General features: G+C 64.1%; 13 protein-coding genes and 1 rRNA gene. 8 read left to right on the top strand and 6 right to left on the bottom strand.

What is annotated here, in order from left to right:
* Positions 1–37: 37 nt before the first annotated feature.
* The 4 genes from ppa to ACP7BY_RS13300 form a co-directional block, all read right to left on the bottom strand.
* The gene (gene ppa / locus ACP7BY_RS13315) at positions 38–589 is read right to left on the bottom strand and encodes an inorganic diphosphatase (RefSeq protein ID WP_033966891.1); all 552 of its coding nucleotides are present in this window, start codon (positions 587–589) and stop codon (positions 38–40) included.
* A gap of 40 nt (positions 590–629) precedes the next feature.
* Complete coding sequence (locus tag ACP7BY_RS13310; protein WP_137903305.1) at positions 630–2,537, bottom strand: M61 family metallopeptidase; 1,908 nt, start codon at positions 2,535–2,537, stop codon at positions 630–632.
* A gap of 67 nt (positions 2,538–2,604) precedes the next feature.
* Positions 2,605–3,252, bottom strand: a complete 648-nt coding sequence (locus tag ACP7BY_RS13305) for a DUF1345 domain-containing protein (RefSeq protein ID WP_033966886.1) — start codon at positions 3,250–3,252, stop codon at positions 2,605–2,607.
* A gap of 36 nt (positions 3,253–3,288) precedes the next feature.
* Positions 3,289–4,116, bottom strand: coding sequence for a sulfite exporter TauE/SafE family protein (locus ACP7BY_RS13300; RefSeq protein WP_137903304.1), 828 nt, complete (start codon positions 4,114–4,116; stop codon positions 3,289–3,291).
* 236 nt (positions 4,117–4,352) lie between these two features.
* Here ACP7BY_RS13300 and hisS point away from each other — a divergent pair, with 236 nt between their 5' ends.
* From hisS to ACP7BY_RS13270, 6 genes are all read left to right on the top strand, one after another.
* Positions 4,353–5,699: a histidine--tRNA ligase gene (hisS, locus tag ACP7BY_RS13295; protein ID WP_033966884.1), complete on the top strand. Its 1,347-nt coding sequence runs from the start codon at positions 4,353–4,355 to the stop codon at positions 5,697–5,699.
* The gene (prfA, locus tag ACP7BY_RS13290) at positions 5,696–6,769 is read left to right on the top strand and encodes a peptide chain release factor 1 (RefSeq protein WP_033966881.1); all 1,074 of its coding nucleotides are present in this window, start codon (positions 5,696–5,698) and stop codon (positions 6,767–6,769) included. The genes hisS and prfA overlap by 4 nt, the downstream gene beginning before the upstream one ends.
* A gap of 63 nt (positions 6,770–6,832) precedes the next feature.
* Positions 6,833–7,714, top strand: coding sequence for a peptide chain release factor N(5)-glutamine methyltransferase (gene prmC, locus ACP7BY_RS13285; protein ID WP_137903303.1), 882 nt, complete (start codon positions 6,833–6,835; stop codon positions 7,712–7,714).
* A gap of 234 nt (positions 7,715–7,948) precedes the next feature.
* Entirely contained in the window at positions 7,949–8,971 is a 1,023-nt protein-coding gene (locus ACP7BY_RS13280; protein ID WP_126846144.1) for a DUF4167 domain-containing protein, read from the top strand.
* A 91-nt stretch (positions 8,972–9,062) separates the two neighbouring features.
* Positions 9,063–10,478, top strand: coding sequence for a DUF4139 domain-containing protein (locus ACP7BY_RS13275; protein WP_137903302.1), 1,416 nt, complete (start codon positions 9,063–9,065; stop codon positions 10,476–10,478).
* Positions 10,412–12,001: a DUF4139 domain-containing protein gene (locus ACP7BY_RS13270; protein WP_137903301.1), complete on the top strand. Its 1,590-nt coding sequence runs from the start codon at positions 10,412–10,414 to the stop codon at positions 11,999–12,001. Before ACP7BY_RS13275 ends, ACP7BY_RS13270 begins: the two co-directional genes overlap by 67 nt.
* A gap of 147 nt (positions 12,002–12,148) precedes the next feature.
* On the opposite strand, the gene ACP7BY_RS13265 is transcribed toward ACP7BY_RS13270, so the two are convergent.
* Positions 12,149–12,424, bottom strand: coding sequence for a hypothetical protein (locus ACP7BY_RS13265; RefSeq protein ID WP_033966132.1), 276 nt, complete (start codon positions 12,422–12,424; stop codon positions 12,149–12,151).
* 78 nt (positions 12,425–12,502) lie between these two features.
* Between ACP7BY_RS13265 and ACP7BY_RS13260 the strand changes: the two genes are divergently transcribed.
* On the top strand, positions 12,503–12,931 hold the full coding sequence (locus tag ACP7BY_RS13260) for a CBS domain-containing protein (protein WP_033966133.1): 429 nt from the start codon (positions 12,503–12,505) through the stop codon (positions 12,929–12,931).
* On the opposite strand, the gene ACP7BY_RS13255 is transcribed toward ACP7BY_RS13260, so the two are convergent.
* A complete protein-coding gene (locus ACP7BY_RS13255) occupies positions 12,928–14,421 on the bottom strand; it encodes a lipopolysaccharide biosynthesis protein (protein ID WP_137903300.1) in 1,494 nt (497 codons plus the stop codon). The two genes, ACP7BY_RS13260 and ACP7BY_RS13255, sit on opposite strands and share 4 nt — an antisense overlap.
* A gap of 434 nt (positions 14,422–14,855) precedes the next feature.
* Here ACP7BY_RS13255 and ACP7BY_RS13250 point away from each other — a divergent pair.
* A 16S ribosomal RNA gene (locus ACP7BY_RS13250) occupies positions 14,856–14,942 on the top strand; the annotation flags it as partial.

Below are 14,942 nucleotides of genomic sequence, written 5' to 3'. Positions count from 1 at the left end.
CAGCGGCGTGGCGCGGGGCCACGCCGCTGCCGAGAATTCAGGCAGGGATCTTGTCGGCCTTGGCGGCATGATACCGCTCGATCGCTTCGGTCACGATCCGGCGTGCTTCGTCGCGATCGCCCCAGGTGCCGATGCGCACCCACTTCTTCTTTTCCAGATCCTTATAGTGCGTGAAGAAGTGTTCGATCTGTTCGAACACGATCTCGGGCATGTCGCCGCGTTCGTTGACGTTCGAATAATAAGGGAAGGTCGAATCGACCGGCACGCAGACCAGCTTTTCGTCGCCGCCGGCTTCGTCTTCCAGATTGAGCACGGCGATCGGGCGGGCCCGCACGACACAGCCCGGGATGAAGGGCGAACGCGCGATGACCAGCGCGTCGAGCGGATCGCCGTCGGGGGAAAGCGTGTGCGGCACGAAGCCGTAATTAGCCGGATAGCGCATCGGCGTGTGCAGGATGCGATCGACGAACAGCGCGCCGCTCGCCTTGTCGAACTCATACTTTACCGGCTCGCCGCCGGTTGGCACTTCGATGATCACGTTCAGGTCATCGGGCGGGCTCTTGCCGACCGGAATCATGTCGATACGCATGCTAAATCCTTAAACTGATGCAGGTCTGTAGTGCAGCCGTTTACCGGGCTGTCAGCAACCGATCCAAACCACCCTCTCCGGTGCCGATTTTCTCCAGGTGCGGATAGCGCAGCCCGCCATGATAGTCGATGCTGACCGGCGCGACGCTGTCATTGGATTTGATCAGCAGCACGATCGGGTCGGTGCCGCCCTTTGCGGCGGTCACGGCGGCCTTCAGCGCGGTATCCGAGAAAATGGTGCCGTTCACCGCCGCGATGGTGTTGCCGATCGTCAACCCAGCTTTGAACGCGGGCGTGTCCCAACCCACGCCGGTGATGGCACCGTCTTTGTTGAGCGTGAGGCCCAATGAGTAGGTCAGATCGGTGCTCTTGCGCGTCGCCTCGGCGTTCTTGAAAGCGAGCGAGGGCGTGTCGGTATAGACAAGCTTGTAGCCATTGGCTTCGAAGCCCTTGAGCGGCGCGGGCTCGCCAGTCTCGGTCAGTCGCTTGTTGAGCAGGCTGGCCCAGTCATAAGGCTGGATCGCGTTGAGCGTCGCGACGACATCGTCGAAGGTGTAGGTCACCTCGCCATAGTCGCCGTCGTTGAGGCCGAAGAACTTCGCTGCGAAGTCGTCGATCGACTTGGTACCGCCCGATTGCTGGCGCAGGATCGAGTCGACCTCCATCCACACCAGCAGCCCCTCATTGTAATAATCTTCCGAGCGCTGATAGCTGACCCAGCCCTTCGGGCGGCGCTGCGAAATCGTCGGGTCGTTGGTGGTATCGACCAGGTCGCGCCAGTTGCGTGCTGGGCGGTTGTCGAGGCTGGCGAGGATCGAAGCATAGCCGTCAAGCGTGTCCTGCTTTGACACCAGCCCCGAGCGTGCCTGGAAGACATAGCCCCAGAATTGCGTCTGGCCTTCATAGACCCAGAGCAGGCTGCCACGCATCGGCGTGCGGTAATCCGGGGTCCAAAGGTCGGCTCCGCGCCGGAATTTCCCATCCCAGCTATGATTATATTCGTGCGGCAACAGGTTGCGCGAGCCCGGACCATCCTTCCACTTGGTGAAATAGCCAAGCTTCACCCCGTCTTCGGACGAGCGGTGATGTTCGAGCCCGATTCCGCCCATCACGTCGGAGATCGACAGCAGGAATTCGTAGGTGTCGTAATGCTGCGCGCCGTAGACCTTGACCGCTTGCTCGACGAGCTTCTTGTGCGCATCGATCTGTTCGGGTGTCGCGGCCAATTCTGCGGCATTGTCGGCATAGACGTCGAGATTGACGCGCGGGCTGAGCGGCCACTGCTTGTAATAGCGCCCCGCCAACACGGGCGAGTCGACCAGGATTTCGTAATTGGTCTTCTCATAGCTGTAGGTCGAGCCGGTCGCCTTCGACGGCAGGCCCGACGACGCGGTCCAGCCGGCCGGGTATTTCACGGTCGCCTTTACCGGAATCTGCCGGGTGAAATAGCCCGCCGGGTAGAGGCTCATCGAATTCCATTGCAGCCGCAGCATGTTGGGCGACATCACTACCGCCCCCTGGTCTCCAGCGGTGGCGGAGAGAAATTGCAGATCGATGTCGAGCGCCTTGGCACCGGCGGGCACGTCGATGTGGAAGGCGTAAACATCGACCGGGTCGCGCGTCCACGCCAGCTCCTTGCCGCCGGCGCGGATGTGCAGCCCGGCCAGCTTGTCGAGCTGGCCCGTCGGCGAATGGTTGCCGGGCAGCCATTTCGGGAAGAGCAGCACCATGTGACCCGCCGAAACGCCGCTGATCGTTTCACGCGTCGTGAAGATGCCGCGGCGCGTGTCGGTCGCGTCAATGTCGAGCGTGATCGTGCCGGGGAAGCGAATGTCCTGCGCGGGTGGGATCGTGTCGACATACGGCACCGGCTGCGGCTTGGAATTTTCCGCCAATACCGGGGCGGCGGTGGCGAGCAACAGGGTAGTGAGCGCGGCACGACGGATCATTCGGGATTCTTTCGTGTGAGGAGTGCTGTGACGGTGATCTAAGCGGCTCATGCGGTCGGCGTCCAGCCTAGGACGTGCTGCTGCTGCCGAGCACGTTGATGGTGAAGGCGAGCACACCGATGTTGAAGACGAACGCCGCCAGGCAATGGCCGAGCGTGACGCGGCGGATCTGGCGCGAGGAGATTTCGACGTCGGATGTCTGGAAGGTCATGCCGAGCGTGAAGCTGAAATATAAAAAATCCCAATAATCGGGCTCGGCGCAATTGGGGATCTCCAGGCCGCCGGCATCCTTGCCGTCACCGTCGCAATCCGAATAGAACAGATGCGCATAATGCAGCGCATAGACCGAATTGGAAAACAGCCACGCCAGCACCAGCGTCACGATGACGAGCACGGTCGCGACAAGATTGGCTTTCTCCTGCATTTCCTTGGCGACCGAGGTGAGGATGACGACCATCGTCAGCCCGGTCAGCACCAGCAACCCTGCGCGATTGGCGTCATTCGCGGCGGCGGCCTTGCGCATCTGATCGGCCTTGCCCTTGCGCAGCAAGGTCGAGATCGCGATCAGAAACACCGCCGCTGCGACATCGAACGCCCCCATTGTGCCGCGCCCCCAGCCAAAGGCGGGAATGGCGACGAACAGCCCGGCCACGAACAGAATCGTGAACAGGATGAAGCGGGGCGGGGCGATTCTCTTGCCGAGGTTCAGGGTCATCGGCGCGGTGCTACCGCGCTTTTGACCCAGCGCAAATCACATATGCATGGCGCGATTAAACATGACCCCGGCGATGAACAGCAAGTACACGCCAAACACGCGCTTGAGCGGTTCGGCCGGCAGAGCATGTGCCGACGCGACGCCAAGCGGTGCGGTGAGGATCGACATCGAGGTGATGATCGCCGCCCCCAGGAAATTGACATAGCCGATCGATCCGATCGGAAGGCCGGGTTTGCCCAGGCCGATCAACATCCAGCCGATCGTGCCGGGCACTGCGATGATGAAGCCGAAGCCCGCCGCCGTCGCGATCGCCTTGTGGATCGATCGGCCGCACAGCGTCATCACGATCACCGCGACCGTGCCGCCGCCAATGCCGAGCAGCGAGGAAAAGATGCCAAGGCTTCCGGCGATACCCGCGCGCACCACCCCGGTCGGCATCGTATCGCTGACTTGACGGCGCGCGAGCTTGGGCACGAGGAAGTTGATCGACATCAGCGTGATGCCAACCGCAAAGATGATCGAGAGCGCCTGTCCAGTCAGCACGCGCGCCAGCATCACGCCGATGCCGACCCCGCCGACGATCCACGGGGCCCAGCTTTTGAGAATCTCGAAATCGACCGCCCCGCGTTTGGCGTGCGATAGCGTCGAGCGTAGCGCGGTAATCACGATCGTGGCGAAGGATGTGCCGATCGCGACATGGGTATATTCGGCGTGGCTACCGCCGAGCAGTGGCAACAGCGCGATCATCGCCGGCACGACGACGAAACCGCCCCCGATGCCGAACAATCCGGCGGCAAAACCGGCAAACAGACCAGCGGCGAGCAGGGCAATGATCGCGGGCCCCCATGCGATCAGCAAGCTCATGCGGGGAAGGGGATGGTGTGGGACGCGAAAGCGGCGGGACTTTGGGAAGCAGACGGACGCATAGCTACCTTTCCGAAACGAGCCGGGTGGAGTCCTGCGGATGCTGAAATGGGAACTGTGGCCGTTCCCGTTGCGGCAATGCTGCGATGCAGCGAAGGCCCTGTCAAGCGCTGTCATGGGCGCTATGCACAAGCATCTGGCGCTTGGTGCGCGGCTCGCTTAGAGAGCGAGCCTTTATGGCACGCATCGAAACCCCCAAACGCATCCGCGGCACGCAGGACATCTTCGGCGACGATCAACGACGCTTCGCGCGCGTGGTCGATACCTTTGACCGGGTGCGGCGACTTTATTGTTTCCAGCGCGTTGAACTGCCCGTGTTTGAATCGACGGCGGTATTCGCGCGCTCGCTGGGCGAGACGACGGACGTGGTGTCGAAGGAGATGTACACCTTCGAGGATCGCGGCGGTGATTCGCTGACGCTCAGGCCCGAATTTACCGCTGGCATAGCGCGCGCCTATCTGACCGAGGGCTGGCAGCAATATGCGCCGCTCAAGATCGCGACGCACGGGCCGGTGTTCCGCTATGAGCGCCCGCAAAAGGGGCGCTATCGGCAGTTCCACCAGATCGACGCCGAGGTGATCGGCGCGGCGGAACCGGCGGCGGATGTCGAACTGCTCGTGCTGGCGGACCAGTTGCTGCGGGAGCTAGGCATCACCGAGGGCGTGACGCTGCAGCTCAACACGCTGGGCGATGCCGAGACGCGCGATGCGTGGCGCGCGGCGTTGGTCGCGCATTTCGAGGCGCATCGGGATGTGCTGAGCGAGGACAGCCTGGCGCGGCTGGAGAAGAACCCGCTGCGCATCCTGGATTCGAAGGATCCGCGCGACCGGCCGGTGGCGGATTCGGCACCCGATATCGATGCCTATCTCACGCCCGAAGCGCGCGCGTTTTTCGAGGCTGTGACGGCGGGGCTGGACGCGGCGGGCGTGGCCTGGACGCGCAATGCGCGGCTGGTGCGCGGGCTCGATTATTACCGGCACACCGCGTTCGAGTTCGTTACGGATCGGCTGGGCGCGCAGGGCACCGTGCTGGCGGGCGGGCGCTACGATGGGTTGATCGGCTCGCTTGGCGGGCCGGAGACGGCAGGCGTTGGCTGGGCGGCGGGGATCGAGCGGCTGGCGATGTTGCTGGAGGAACCGGCTACGGATGTCGCGGATGTTACGGTTATCCCCGACCAACCAGATGCTGAAAGTGAGGCGATAGCAGTGACCTCAGCTTTACGGCGAGCAGGGGTACGAGCCGAACTGGCTTATCGTGGAAACGCAAAACGTCGGTTTGAGTTAGCAGTCAAAAACGGCTCGCTCGGACGGGTCGTAGTTTCAAAGGCGACCGATACGGGCCTGCCGGATCGACGTGGTATTGCCGTTCGAGTCAATCAACCTGACAGCTACGCAGCCGCCGACAAAGATGTGGTCGAAGCCGCGCTCTTGGCTCTATCGGAAAGCTATAATGTCGTTCGCCATGAGCGAGCAGCGCAAGGCTATGCGGTAGACGCCGTGTTGAAGGCGATGACAACGGAATGACCTCCATCTCCCCAGACCGCATCCGCCAGATTGAGGCGCGGCGCGACGAGCTTTCGGCGCTGATGGCGACAGGGGATTTGCCGTCGGACCGCTTCGTCCAGGTGTCGAAGGAATATGCCGAACTCGAACCCGTCGCGCGCGCGGCGGGTGAGGTGCGGCGGTTGCGCGCCGAGCTCGACGTGCTGGCCGGCATGGAAGATGACGGCGATCCCGAGATCAAGACGATGGCGCGCGAGGAGATCGATACGATCCGCGAGCGCCTGCCGCTTGCCGAGCGCGCGCTGGCGCTGTCGCTGCTGCCGCGCGATGCCGCCGATGAACGTGCGGCGATGCTCGAAATCCGCGCCGGGACCGGTGGGGACGAGGCTGCGCTGTTCGCCGCCGACCTGTTCCGCATGTATCAGCGCTACGCCGAAAGCCAGGGCTGGCGGGTCGAGCTGATCTCGACTTCCTCGTCTGAAAGCGGCGGCTTCAAGGAAGCGATCGCCTCGGTCGAGGGCAAGGGCGTGTTCGCCAAGTTGAAGTTCGAAAGCGGCGTCCACCGTGTCCAGCGCGTGCCCGCGACCGAGGCGCAGGGGCGCATCCACACTTCCGCCGCGACCGTTGCGGTGCTGCCCGAGGCCGAGGAGGTCGACGTCAAGATCGAGGACAAGGATCTGCGCATCGACATTTATCGCTCGTCCGGGCCGGGCGGGCAATCGGTCAACACCACCGATTCGGCGGTGCGCATCGTCCATATCCCGACGGGCCTGACCGTTATCCAGCAGGACGAGAAGAGCCAGCACAAGAACAAGGCCAAGGCGATGCGCGTGCTGCGCACCCGTTTGTATGAGGCCGAGCGCGATCGTTTGCATCAGGAGCGCGCGGGTGCGCGCAAATCGATGGTCGGGTCGGGCGATCGTTCGGAGCGGATTCGGACGTATAACTTCCCGCAAGGGCGCGTGACCGACCACCGCATCAATTTGACATTGCACCGGTTGCCCGAGATTCTGGCGGGCGAGATGGATGAGCTGATCGGTGCACTGATCGCACAGGACGAGGCCGAGCGGCTGGCGAGCCTTGACTCTTAAACTCCCCTCCCGCGTGCGGGAGGGGCTGGGGGAGGGCAGTGCTACAAGCGCGCGGTACGAATTATGACAGCCCCTCCCCCAACCCCTCCCGCAAGCGGGAGGGGAGTTAGAGGCGCGCTCGCTTCGGCAACCACCGCGCTTACTCCTGTCTCGGCGACCCCGCGGCTCGATGCCGAATTGCTGATGGCGCACGCGTTGGGCATTTCGCGCGAAACGCTGTTGCTGCAGCGGCTCGATTCCCCCACGCCGCACAGCTTTGGCCCGCTGCTCGCGCGGCGGCTCGCGCATGAGCCGATCGCCTATATTACCGGCAGTCGTGCCTTCTGGACGATCGAGCTGGCGGTCGGCCCCGGCGTACTGGTGCCCCGCGCCGATAGCGAGACGCTGATCGAGGCGGCGGTCGATCATTTCGGCACGGCTGGCCCCAAGACCATTCTTGATCTGGGGACCGGACCCGGCACCTTGTTGCTGGCGGCGCTCGACCAATGGCCTGCGGCCACCGGATTGGGCGTCGATGCGTCGCCCGAGGCGCTGGCTTATGCCGAGCGCAACCGGCTTGCGCTTGGGCTGGCGGCCCGCGCAACCTTGCGGCGCGGCGATTGGGGCGAGGGCGTGACCGAGGTGTTCGACCTGATCTTTTCGAATCCGCCCTATATCGGCACGCAGGAGCACCTTCCGGCTGAGGTTCGCGACCATGAACCGGGCGCTGCCCTGTTCGCGGGCTCGGACGGGTTCGACGACTATCGCCGCATCGCCCCGCAACTACCCGGCTTGCTTGCGCCGGGTGGGGCCGCGATCCTTGAGATTGGGGCTACGCAGGCTTCCGCCGTCACTGCGCTGCTGGAAGCGCAGGGGTTTGCCGTGGCGCTGCGCCATGATCTCGGTGGGCGTCCGCGCGCGTTGATCGCAACGCACTCGTCCGAATTGGTCACGCGACGGTCATAATATTCCGCTTGGCGATTGGCTTTGCAGTCGCTATTGAACGGCGCAGGGGCTCGCGTTTTCATCGCAACTGGTTGAAAACGGGCTGTAGCCTGCATCCTTAGTCATGCAGTCGCTGTCGTCCGGCGACCGTGGCGGGCGCGCGTTGCCGATGGTCGGCGGCGGTGCCGGGGGCATTTGCATCCAGATTTGTTGGAGCACGGCCGGGTTGGTTTCCAAGCACAGGACAACAAGAACTTGATCAATAATCGTCAGGCCGGCCGCCGTCGCGGCCGTGGCGGGCAGCAGCAGCGCTCGTCGGGTGGCAATCCGGGTCGCCAGGATACCGGCAATCGCATCGACAATCGCGCGCGCGGCAATGCCGCCCAATTGCTCGAGAAGTATAAGACGCTTGCGCGCGACGCGCAGATGCAGGGTGACCGCGTCAACGTCGAATATTATCTGCAATTTGCCGATCATTACTTTCGTGTGCTGGCCGAGACCCGCGCGCGCTTCGAGGAAAATGGCGGCGCGCCGTCGACTCGCCGCATTCAGGGCGCGACCCTCGATGAAGACGAGCCCGATTATGAAGATGAGGGCGAGCGCGTTCCGGAGCAGCCGCGCGGCGATCAGCAGCGTGGCGGCCAGAACGGCAACGGCCAGCAAAACGGGTATCGCCAGGACGGCAATCGTCAGGATGGGCGTCAGGACGGCAATCGCTCCTACAACCAGAATGGCGGCCATCAGCAAAACGGCAACCAGAACACCGCACCCCAAAACGGCGCATCCGAAGCGCGCGGCGCGGGCCAGGGTTATGACGACCGTGGCCGTGGCCGGGCAAATGGCAACGCCCAGGGCAGCGAAGGCGGTTATGAGCGGCAGACCGATGCTCCGCGCGAAGAACGCGGCGAACGCCGTCCACGCGGCGACCGCTACGAGCGTGAGGATCGCGTAGCGCGGACTCCCGAGGCGAGCGAAGAAGCGGTGTCGGTCGAAACGATCGTGCCCTTTGAAGGCGCACCCGCCGTCGAAGGCGTGGTCGCGGTCGAGGCGGTTGCAGCGGCACCGCGTCGCGGCCGTGGTCGTCCCCGGCGCGAGCCCGTTGCGGTTGCCGTCGTGGAAGATGCTGGCGAGGATAGCGGTTTCACCGCCGATCGCCTGCCGCCGTCGCTCAACCTCTCTGCAGTCGTCGAGCCTGACAGCGATGGCGAACTGATCGAGAAGCCGCGCCGCCGTCGCGGCCGCCCACCCGGCAGCACGACCAGCACGCCAAGCGAGTAATCCGCCGCTCCGTTTAGCGGGCCTGACTATGGGATTGTAACGCCGTTGTTATATCCATAGCCTAGGCCCGCGATAACGGGAGAGCGATGACATGCGCATGTGGCTGGCGACGACGATGCTCTGCTTGCCCGGCGTGGCGAACGCGCAAAGCGCTGCCCCCGACCCGGTCGCGAGCAGCGCGCAGGGGGACCTGTCGGTCACCATCTACAATAACGATCTGGCGCTGATCCAGGATACCCGCCAGCTCGCCCTGCCGCGCGGTCGATCGCGCCAGGAGTTCGCGGATGTCTCGGCGCAGATCCGCCCCGAGACGGTGACGCTCACCGCCGCCGGTGCCGGGATCATCGAGCAGAATTTCGATTACGACCTGCTGTCGCCCCAAACCTTGATGAACAAATCGGTTGGCCAAAGCGTGACGCTGGTGCGCACCAACCCCGCCACCGGTGCGGAAACGCGCGAGGCGGCGCGCGTGCTCGCGAATAACGGCGGCACCATCGTCCAGGTCGGCGACCGCATCGAGGTTCTCGATCGTAACACTGGTCGCGTGGTATTCCCCTCTCTCCCCGCCAATTTGCGCGCGCGGCCGACTTTGTCGGTGACGCTCGACAGCGCGAATGCGGGCACGCGCCCGGCCACGCTCAACTATCTTTCGCGCGGGCTGGGGTGGAAGGCGGACTATGTCGCCTTGTTCGATGAGAAAGCCGGCAAGCTCGACGTGCAGGGCTGGATCACGCTGACCAACACCACCGGCACGACCTTCAATGCGGCCAAGACGCTGCTGGTCGCGGGCGCGGTCGGCACGGCGGATGGCGGCAATCGCCCGAGCTTTTACGGTGGTCGCGGCACGCCCGGCCCACGCGGCAACCAGCCCGGCACCGAGACGGCGCGCCGTGAGCAACTCGGCGATTTCTACCTCTATCCGCTCGCCGAGCGCACCACGATCGCCAATGCGCAGACCAAGCAGGTCAGCTTTCTCGACGTGGCAGGCGCGCCTGCCGCCAAGAGCTATTTCTATCGCAACCCCTGGCTGCAAAAGCTTGACGAGGCGGTCAGCGTCGACACGGTGTTGAAGTTCAGTTCGTCGCGCGAGGGCGGCCTCGGCGATGCGCTGCCCGCCGGCACGGTGCGCGTCTATATGCGCGATGCGCGCGGTGCGCCGCAATTCATCGGCGAAAGCGAAATCCCGCACACGCCGATGGGATCGAAGCTCGCGCTCAAGACCGGCGAAGCGTTCGACGTGAAAATCCTGCCGACGGTCGAAAAGCGCGAGCGGATTTCGGATGAGCGCTGGCGTACGACGATGCGCTACACCCTCACCAATGCGCGCGCGCAGGGCGTGACAGTCGAACTCGCCCAGGCCGGGCTCGAGCGCTGGTGGCACGACACGAAGATCACCGACGAGAGTCAGCCGAGTACGCGCGCCGATGCCGATGAGGCGGTGTGGCAAGTCGCCGTGCCCGCCAACGGAACGGCAAGCGTCACCGCGACCTTCGACACGCGGTTCTGAGCGCGGTGCGGCGCGTGCTGCGCTGGGGGATGGCACTGCTGGTCGGCGCGCTGGCGAGCGCGGCGCCCGCGCAGACTCTGTCGCCCGCGCCCGACCGCGTTGCCGTGACAATCTACCGCGCGCCCCTGCGTGCGCCCGATCAGGCGATCGATCGCGCCTGGCTACAAGGCTATGCACTGATCACCGAGCAGCGCCGCGTGACCATCCCGGCGGGGCGGACGACGCTGCGCTTTGAAGGCGTGGCGGCGGGGATTTTGCCGGAAAGCGCGATCGTCACCGGCCTGCCGCAGGGCGTGCGCGAGAAGAATCTCGATGCCGATCTGCTCTCACCGCGCACCCTTTACGCGGGCAGCTTCGGCCGTCCGGTGACGATCCGGCGGACGATCGCCAAGCGCATCGTCGAGGAAGCGGCGATCGTCCGCTCGGGGCCGGACGGTGCCGCGATCCTGCAGACGCGCGACGGTTTCCTCGCGGCGGATTGCGGGCCATCCCAGGATGCGCTGGTCTATAACCGCGTGCCCCCTACGCTTGCTGCCAAGCCGACGCTGTCGGTTGAGCTAGATTCTCCAACTGCGGTGAGTGTCACCGTGACGCTCTCCTATCTCGCCTGGGGGTTTGACTGGCAGGCCAATTATGTCGCGACGTTGCGCCCCGACGGCCAAAGCGCGGATTTGCTGGCGTGGGTGACGCTCGCCAGCAGCGACACCACCAGCTTCGCCGATGCCGAGACGATGGTGGTCGCGGGTGCGGTCAAGCGCGAAGGTAGCGCGCCCAATCCGACTTGGAATGTCGCCGACGAATCGCTCACCTTCCGCTGTTTTGCGCAGCCGATCGTCCCAGCACCGGCGGCAGTGTTTGCGCCTCCGCCGCTGCCTGCACCCGCGCCGATGGCATTTGAGGCGGATATCGTCGTCACGGGCACGCGCTTGCGGCGCGCGATGGTCCAGCAGGAGGATCTCGGCGACCTGAAACTCTACCGCGTGCCCGATCGCACCACCGTCGCCGCGCTCGCGCAAAAGCAGGTCGCCTTGCTGGATCGCGCGGCGGTGCCGGTCAGCATCGTCTATGTCTCCACGGTCGATAGCGGCGGCGATGCCGACGCGCCGCGAATCACGCTGCGCCTGCGCAACCGCACCGATCAGGGGCTGGGCGTGCCGCTTCCGGCGGGGCCTGTCGCCTTATTCCAGCCGCGCGGCGACACCGCGCTGTTGATCGGGGAGGGCGCGATTGCCGATAAGGCAGTGGGCGAGGAGGTCGAAGCCGGTGTCGCCGATGCCACCCAAGTGACGATCGAAAGCGCGCATCCCGACAGCGGCAAGGATTGGGAGGCCTATCGCCTGACCGCGCGCAACGCCAACCCCTATCCCGTCCGCTTCGAAGCGCGCTTCGCCGGCGAGGATTTGCCCCGCATGTCGCGCATGACCGAGACGCTCACGCGCAAGGACGGCAAAGCGGTGTGGTCGGTGGAGATCCCCGCCAACGGCACGCGCAGCTTCGGCTATCGCATCAAGGATAGCGATTAGAGTTGGGTGATCTTTCACCAGTTCCGTTCGTTTCGAGCGAAGTCGAGAAACCTGGCACAGCGATTGCTACTGTTTCTCGACTTAGCTCGAAACGAACGGGGCGAAGTGAAATCATCGCGCTCAGGCGTCCGACGGTTGGCCCTCGGCTCAGTCCCGCCGATCGACCGACTCATCGTGACCCGAGCCCGAGCTGAGGAAGATCAGCCCCATCAGCACCGCACTCAGCATGATCGATCCGCCCGCGCCGCCGATCACCGCGAGGATCGCCACCCACCCCATTGGCCCATAAAAATGCTGCAGCACCACGATCGCCGCGACGATGAACACCGCTGCCAGCACCGCCATCCAGCCGAGGATGCAGCGAAAGCGCGCCCAGGCGAAGGCCGCATAAGCAGGATCATCGAGGCCGGAAGGAGTCGTCATTGCTTCCCATAGATCGCGAAACGTGAAATCCTCAAGCGCCTGAGAGACTCGGATGACGAGCGCAGTAGGAGAGAGCCGATGACGATCGCAGCAATCCTGGGCAATAAGGGCCGTGAAGTGATTTCGATCACCGCGCAGCACAGCGTCGGCGACGCGGTGGCGGTGCTGGCGACGCGCCGCGTCGGCGCGGTGCCGGTGATGGAGGGCAACAGCGTCGTCGGCATCTTTTCCGAACGCGACGTGATTCATGCGATCCACGCGCATGGCGCAGACGCGATGGCGCGCAGCGTCGGCGATACGATGACCGCACCGCCGATCACCGTGACCCCGTCCGAGGCGGTGATCGGTGCGCTGTCGCTGATGACACGGCGGCGGATCCGCCATTTGCCCGTGGTCGAGGGCGATACGGTGATCGGCTTCGTCTCGATCGGCGATTTGGTCAAATATCGCATCGACCGGATCGAGGCCGATGCCGAGGCGATGCGCAGTTATATTCAGTCGGCCTAGGCGGTTGCGAGCGGAGTGGGCTGTTTGCGCACCACCGCGATCATTTCGCGCACCACGCCGCGCGCGAACAGCGCGAGCCATCCGCCATAAGCGCCCGCGCCCACCGCCACCAATATGGCAAGGCGCGGGAAGGCTTGCATCGCGGGCAGAGCCTCGTCGACCAGCGTCACCACCAGTGCCATCGCCAGCGCGGCGAGCAACGCTGGCGCGATTGCGTCGGCGATGGCGCGCGGCGAGGTGCCGATGACGGGCAGTGATCGCCACAGGCTGACGCCGAGATAGACCGGATAAGCGCAGATCCACGCCGTCGCCAGGCCGGTCGCCCCCCAACGCACGCCGATCACAAACGCGATCGTCAGCACCAGCGCGCCAACCGCACCATTGCGCACGCCGATCCCGGGCCGTCCACACGCGTCGCACGCTGGCTGCAACAACACCTGCAGCGTCATGAACGGCATGGCCAGCGCGAGCAAATGCACGACGGGCGCGGCTTCGCGCCATTTCTCGCCCAATACCGTCAGCACCAGCGGCTCGGCGGTCGCGGCAAGGCCGAAATAGAAGGGGAGCGCCGCGATCATGATGATTCGTACCGATCGCGCAAAGGCGGCGGCGACCAGCGCGCGATCATGCTGGATTCGCGCATAGGCCGAAAAGGCGACTTCGTTGAGCGGCGGCACGAATTTCGAGACGAACACCTGCGTGAGGAACAGGCTCTCGGTGTAGATGCCGAGCGTGTGCGGGGTGAAGTGGCGCCCGGCGATGAACACGTCGGCCTGGCTTTGGGCGAACCAGAAGAGCTGGCCAACCGCCATTACGCCGCCATATCGCGCGAGCTTGCCCGCTCCGCGAAAATCGAAGCTTGGCCATACCAGCGACTTGGCGACGATCGTCATGCCGATCGCTCGAACGCTGAAGAGAACCAACGGGGCGAGCACCAGCGTCCATACACCGAGCCCGGCCATCGCCCCGGCCAAGGCTGTGCTCGCGCTGGCGATCGATGCAAGAATATTGACCCGCGCCTGCAGCTTGAATTCGAGCGTGCGCGACAGCAGCGCATAGGGCAGCGCGATGAAGGGCGTCGTCAGATAGAGCAGCGCTTGTACCTGCAGCAGGTGCGCGACGATCGGCTGCCGATAATAAGCGGCGGCGGCGGGGGCGAGGAGGAAGACCTGCGCCGCCGCCAGTACGCCGTTGAGCAGCAGCAACATGCCGAACAGCTGGCGAATGTCGCGCGGCGTGATTTCGGCCTTCTGGATCAACCCGCTCGCCAGCCCATAGCCGTTGAGCATGTTGAGGAGGACCAGCACCACCCCTGTCATCGCAAACAGACCATAATCGTGCGGGTCTAGGATCCGAATCACGAGAAAGGTGGAAGCCCATTGCACGATCTGCGCGAGAATCTGGCTGCCCGACCGCCAGATCACGGCGCTACGCACCTGATTCGACAGCGATTCGGCCGGGGGATTCGAAGAGTCGGCAAGGGCGTCCATTCCGACGCCCTTATCCCGGAAGCCGTTAAGGACCGCTAAACCCGCAGATTTCCGCGGTTTTGCAGGGCAGTGAAAGAAAATTGCAAAAAAGGGTTTGACGGGCTGGAGAGTCGCATCTAGAGACCACTCCACCGCAGCGGTGGCCCACACGGTCCGCTTCTACGGTCACCAAATTTTCGGCGCTCGGCTCGCCCCTTGAAAGAAAGGGTTGAGCAAGGCGTCGGTATTTTGCGCTCTTTGACATTGTTGGTTTAAGATGAAGGGACATGTGGGCGGCGGCTTCACGGTTTTTCGGGTCCTCTAGGCTCGATTGATCGTTCAAAGCTAAGTCGCTCTTACAAGTCCTTCACGTTTCCATACGTAAGAATTTGTGCAGAGCAGCTCCTAGAGATGCCGGTTTTGTCGTGGAATTCCACTGCGATGATGCCGGTCATAAACTTGAGAGTTTGATCATGGCTCAGAATGAACGCTGGCGGCATGCCTAACACATGCAAGTCGAACGAAGGCTTCGGCCTTAGTGG

Origin of the sequence: Sphingomonas sp. PSPC2-2, assembly GCF_049897725.1 — a bacterium.
Classification (GTDB): domain Bacteria; phylum Pseudomonadota; class Alphaproteobacteria; order Sphingomonadales; family Sphingomonadaceae; genus Sphingomonas.
This window is presented reverse-complemented; position numbering and strand designations above follow the sequence as displayed.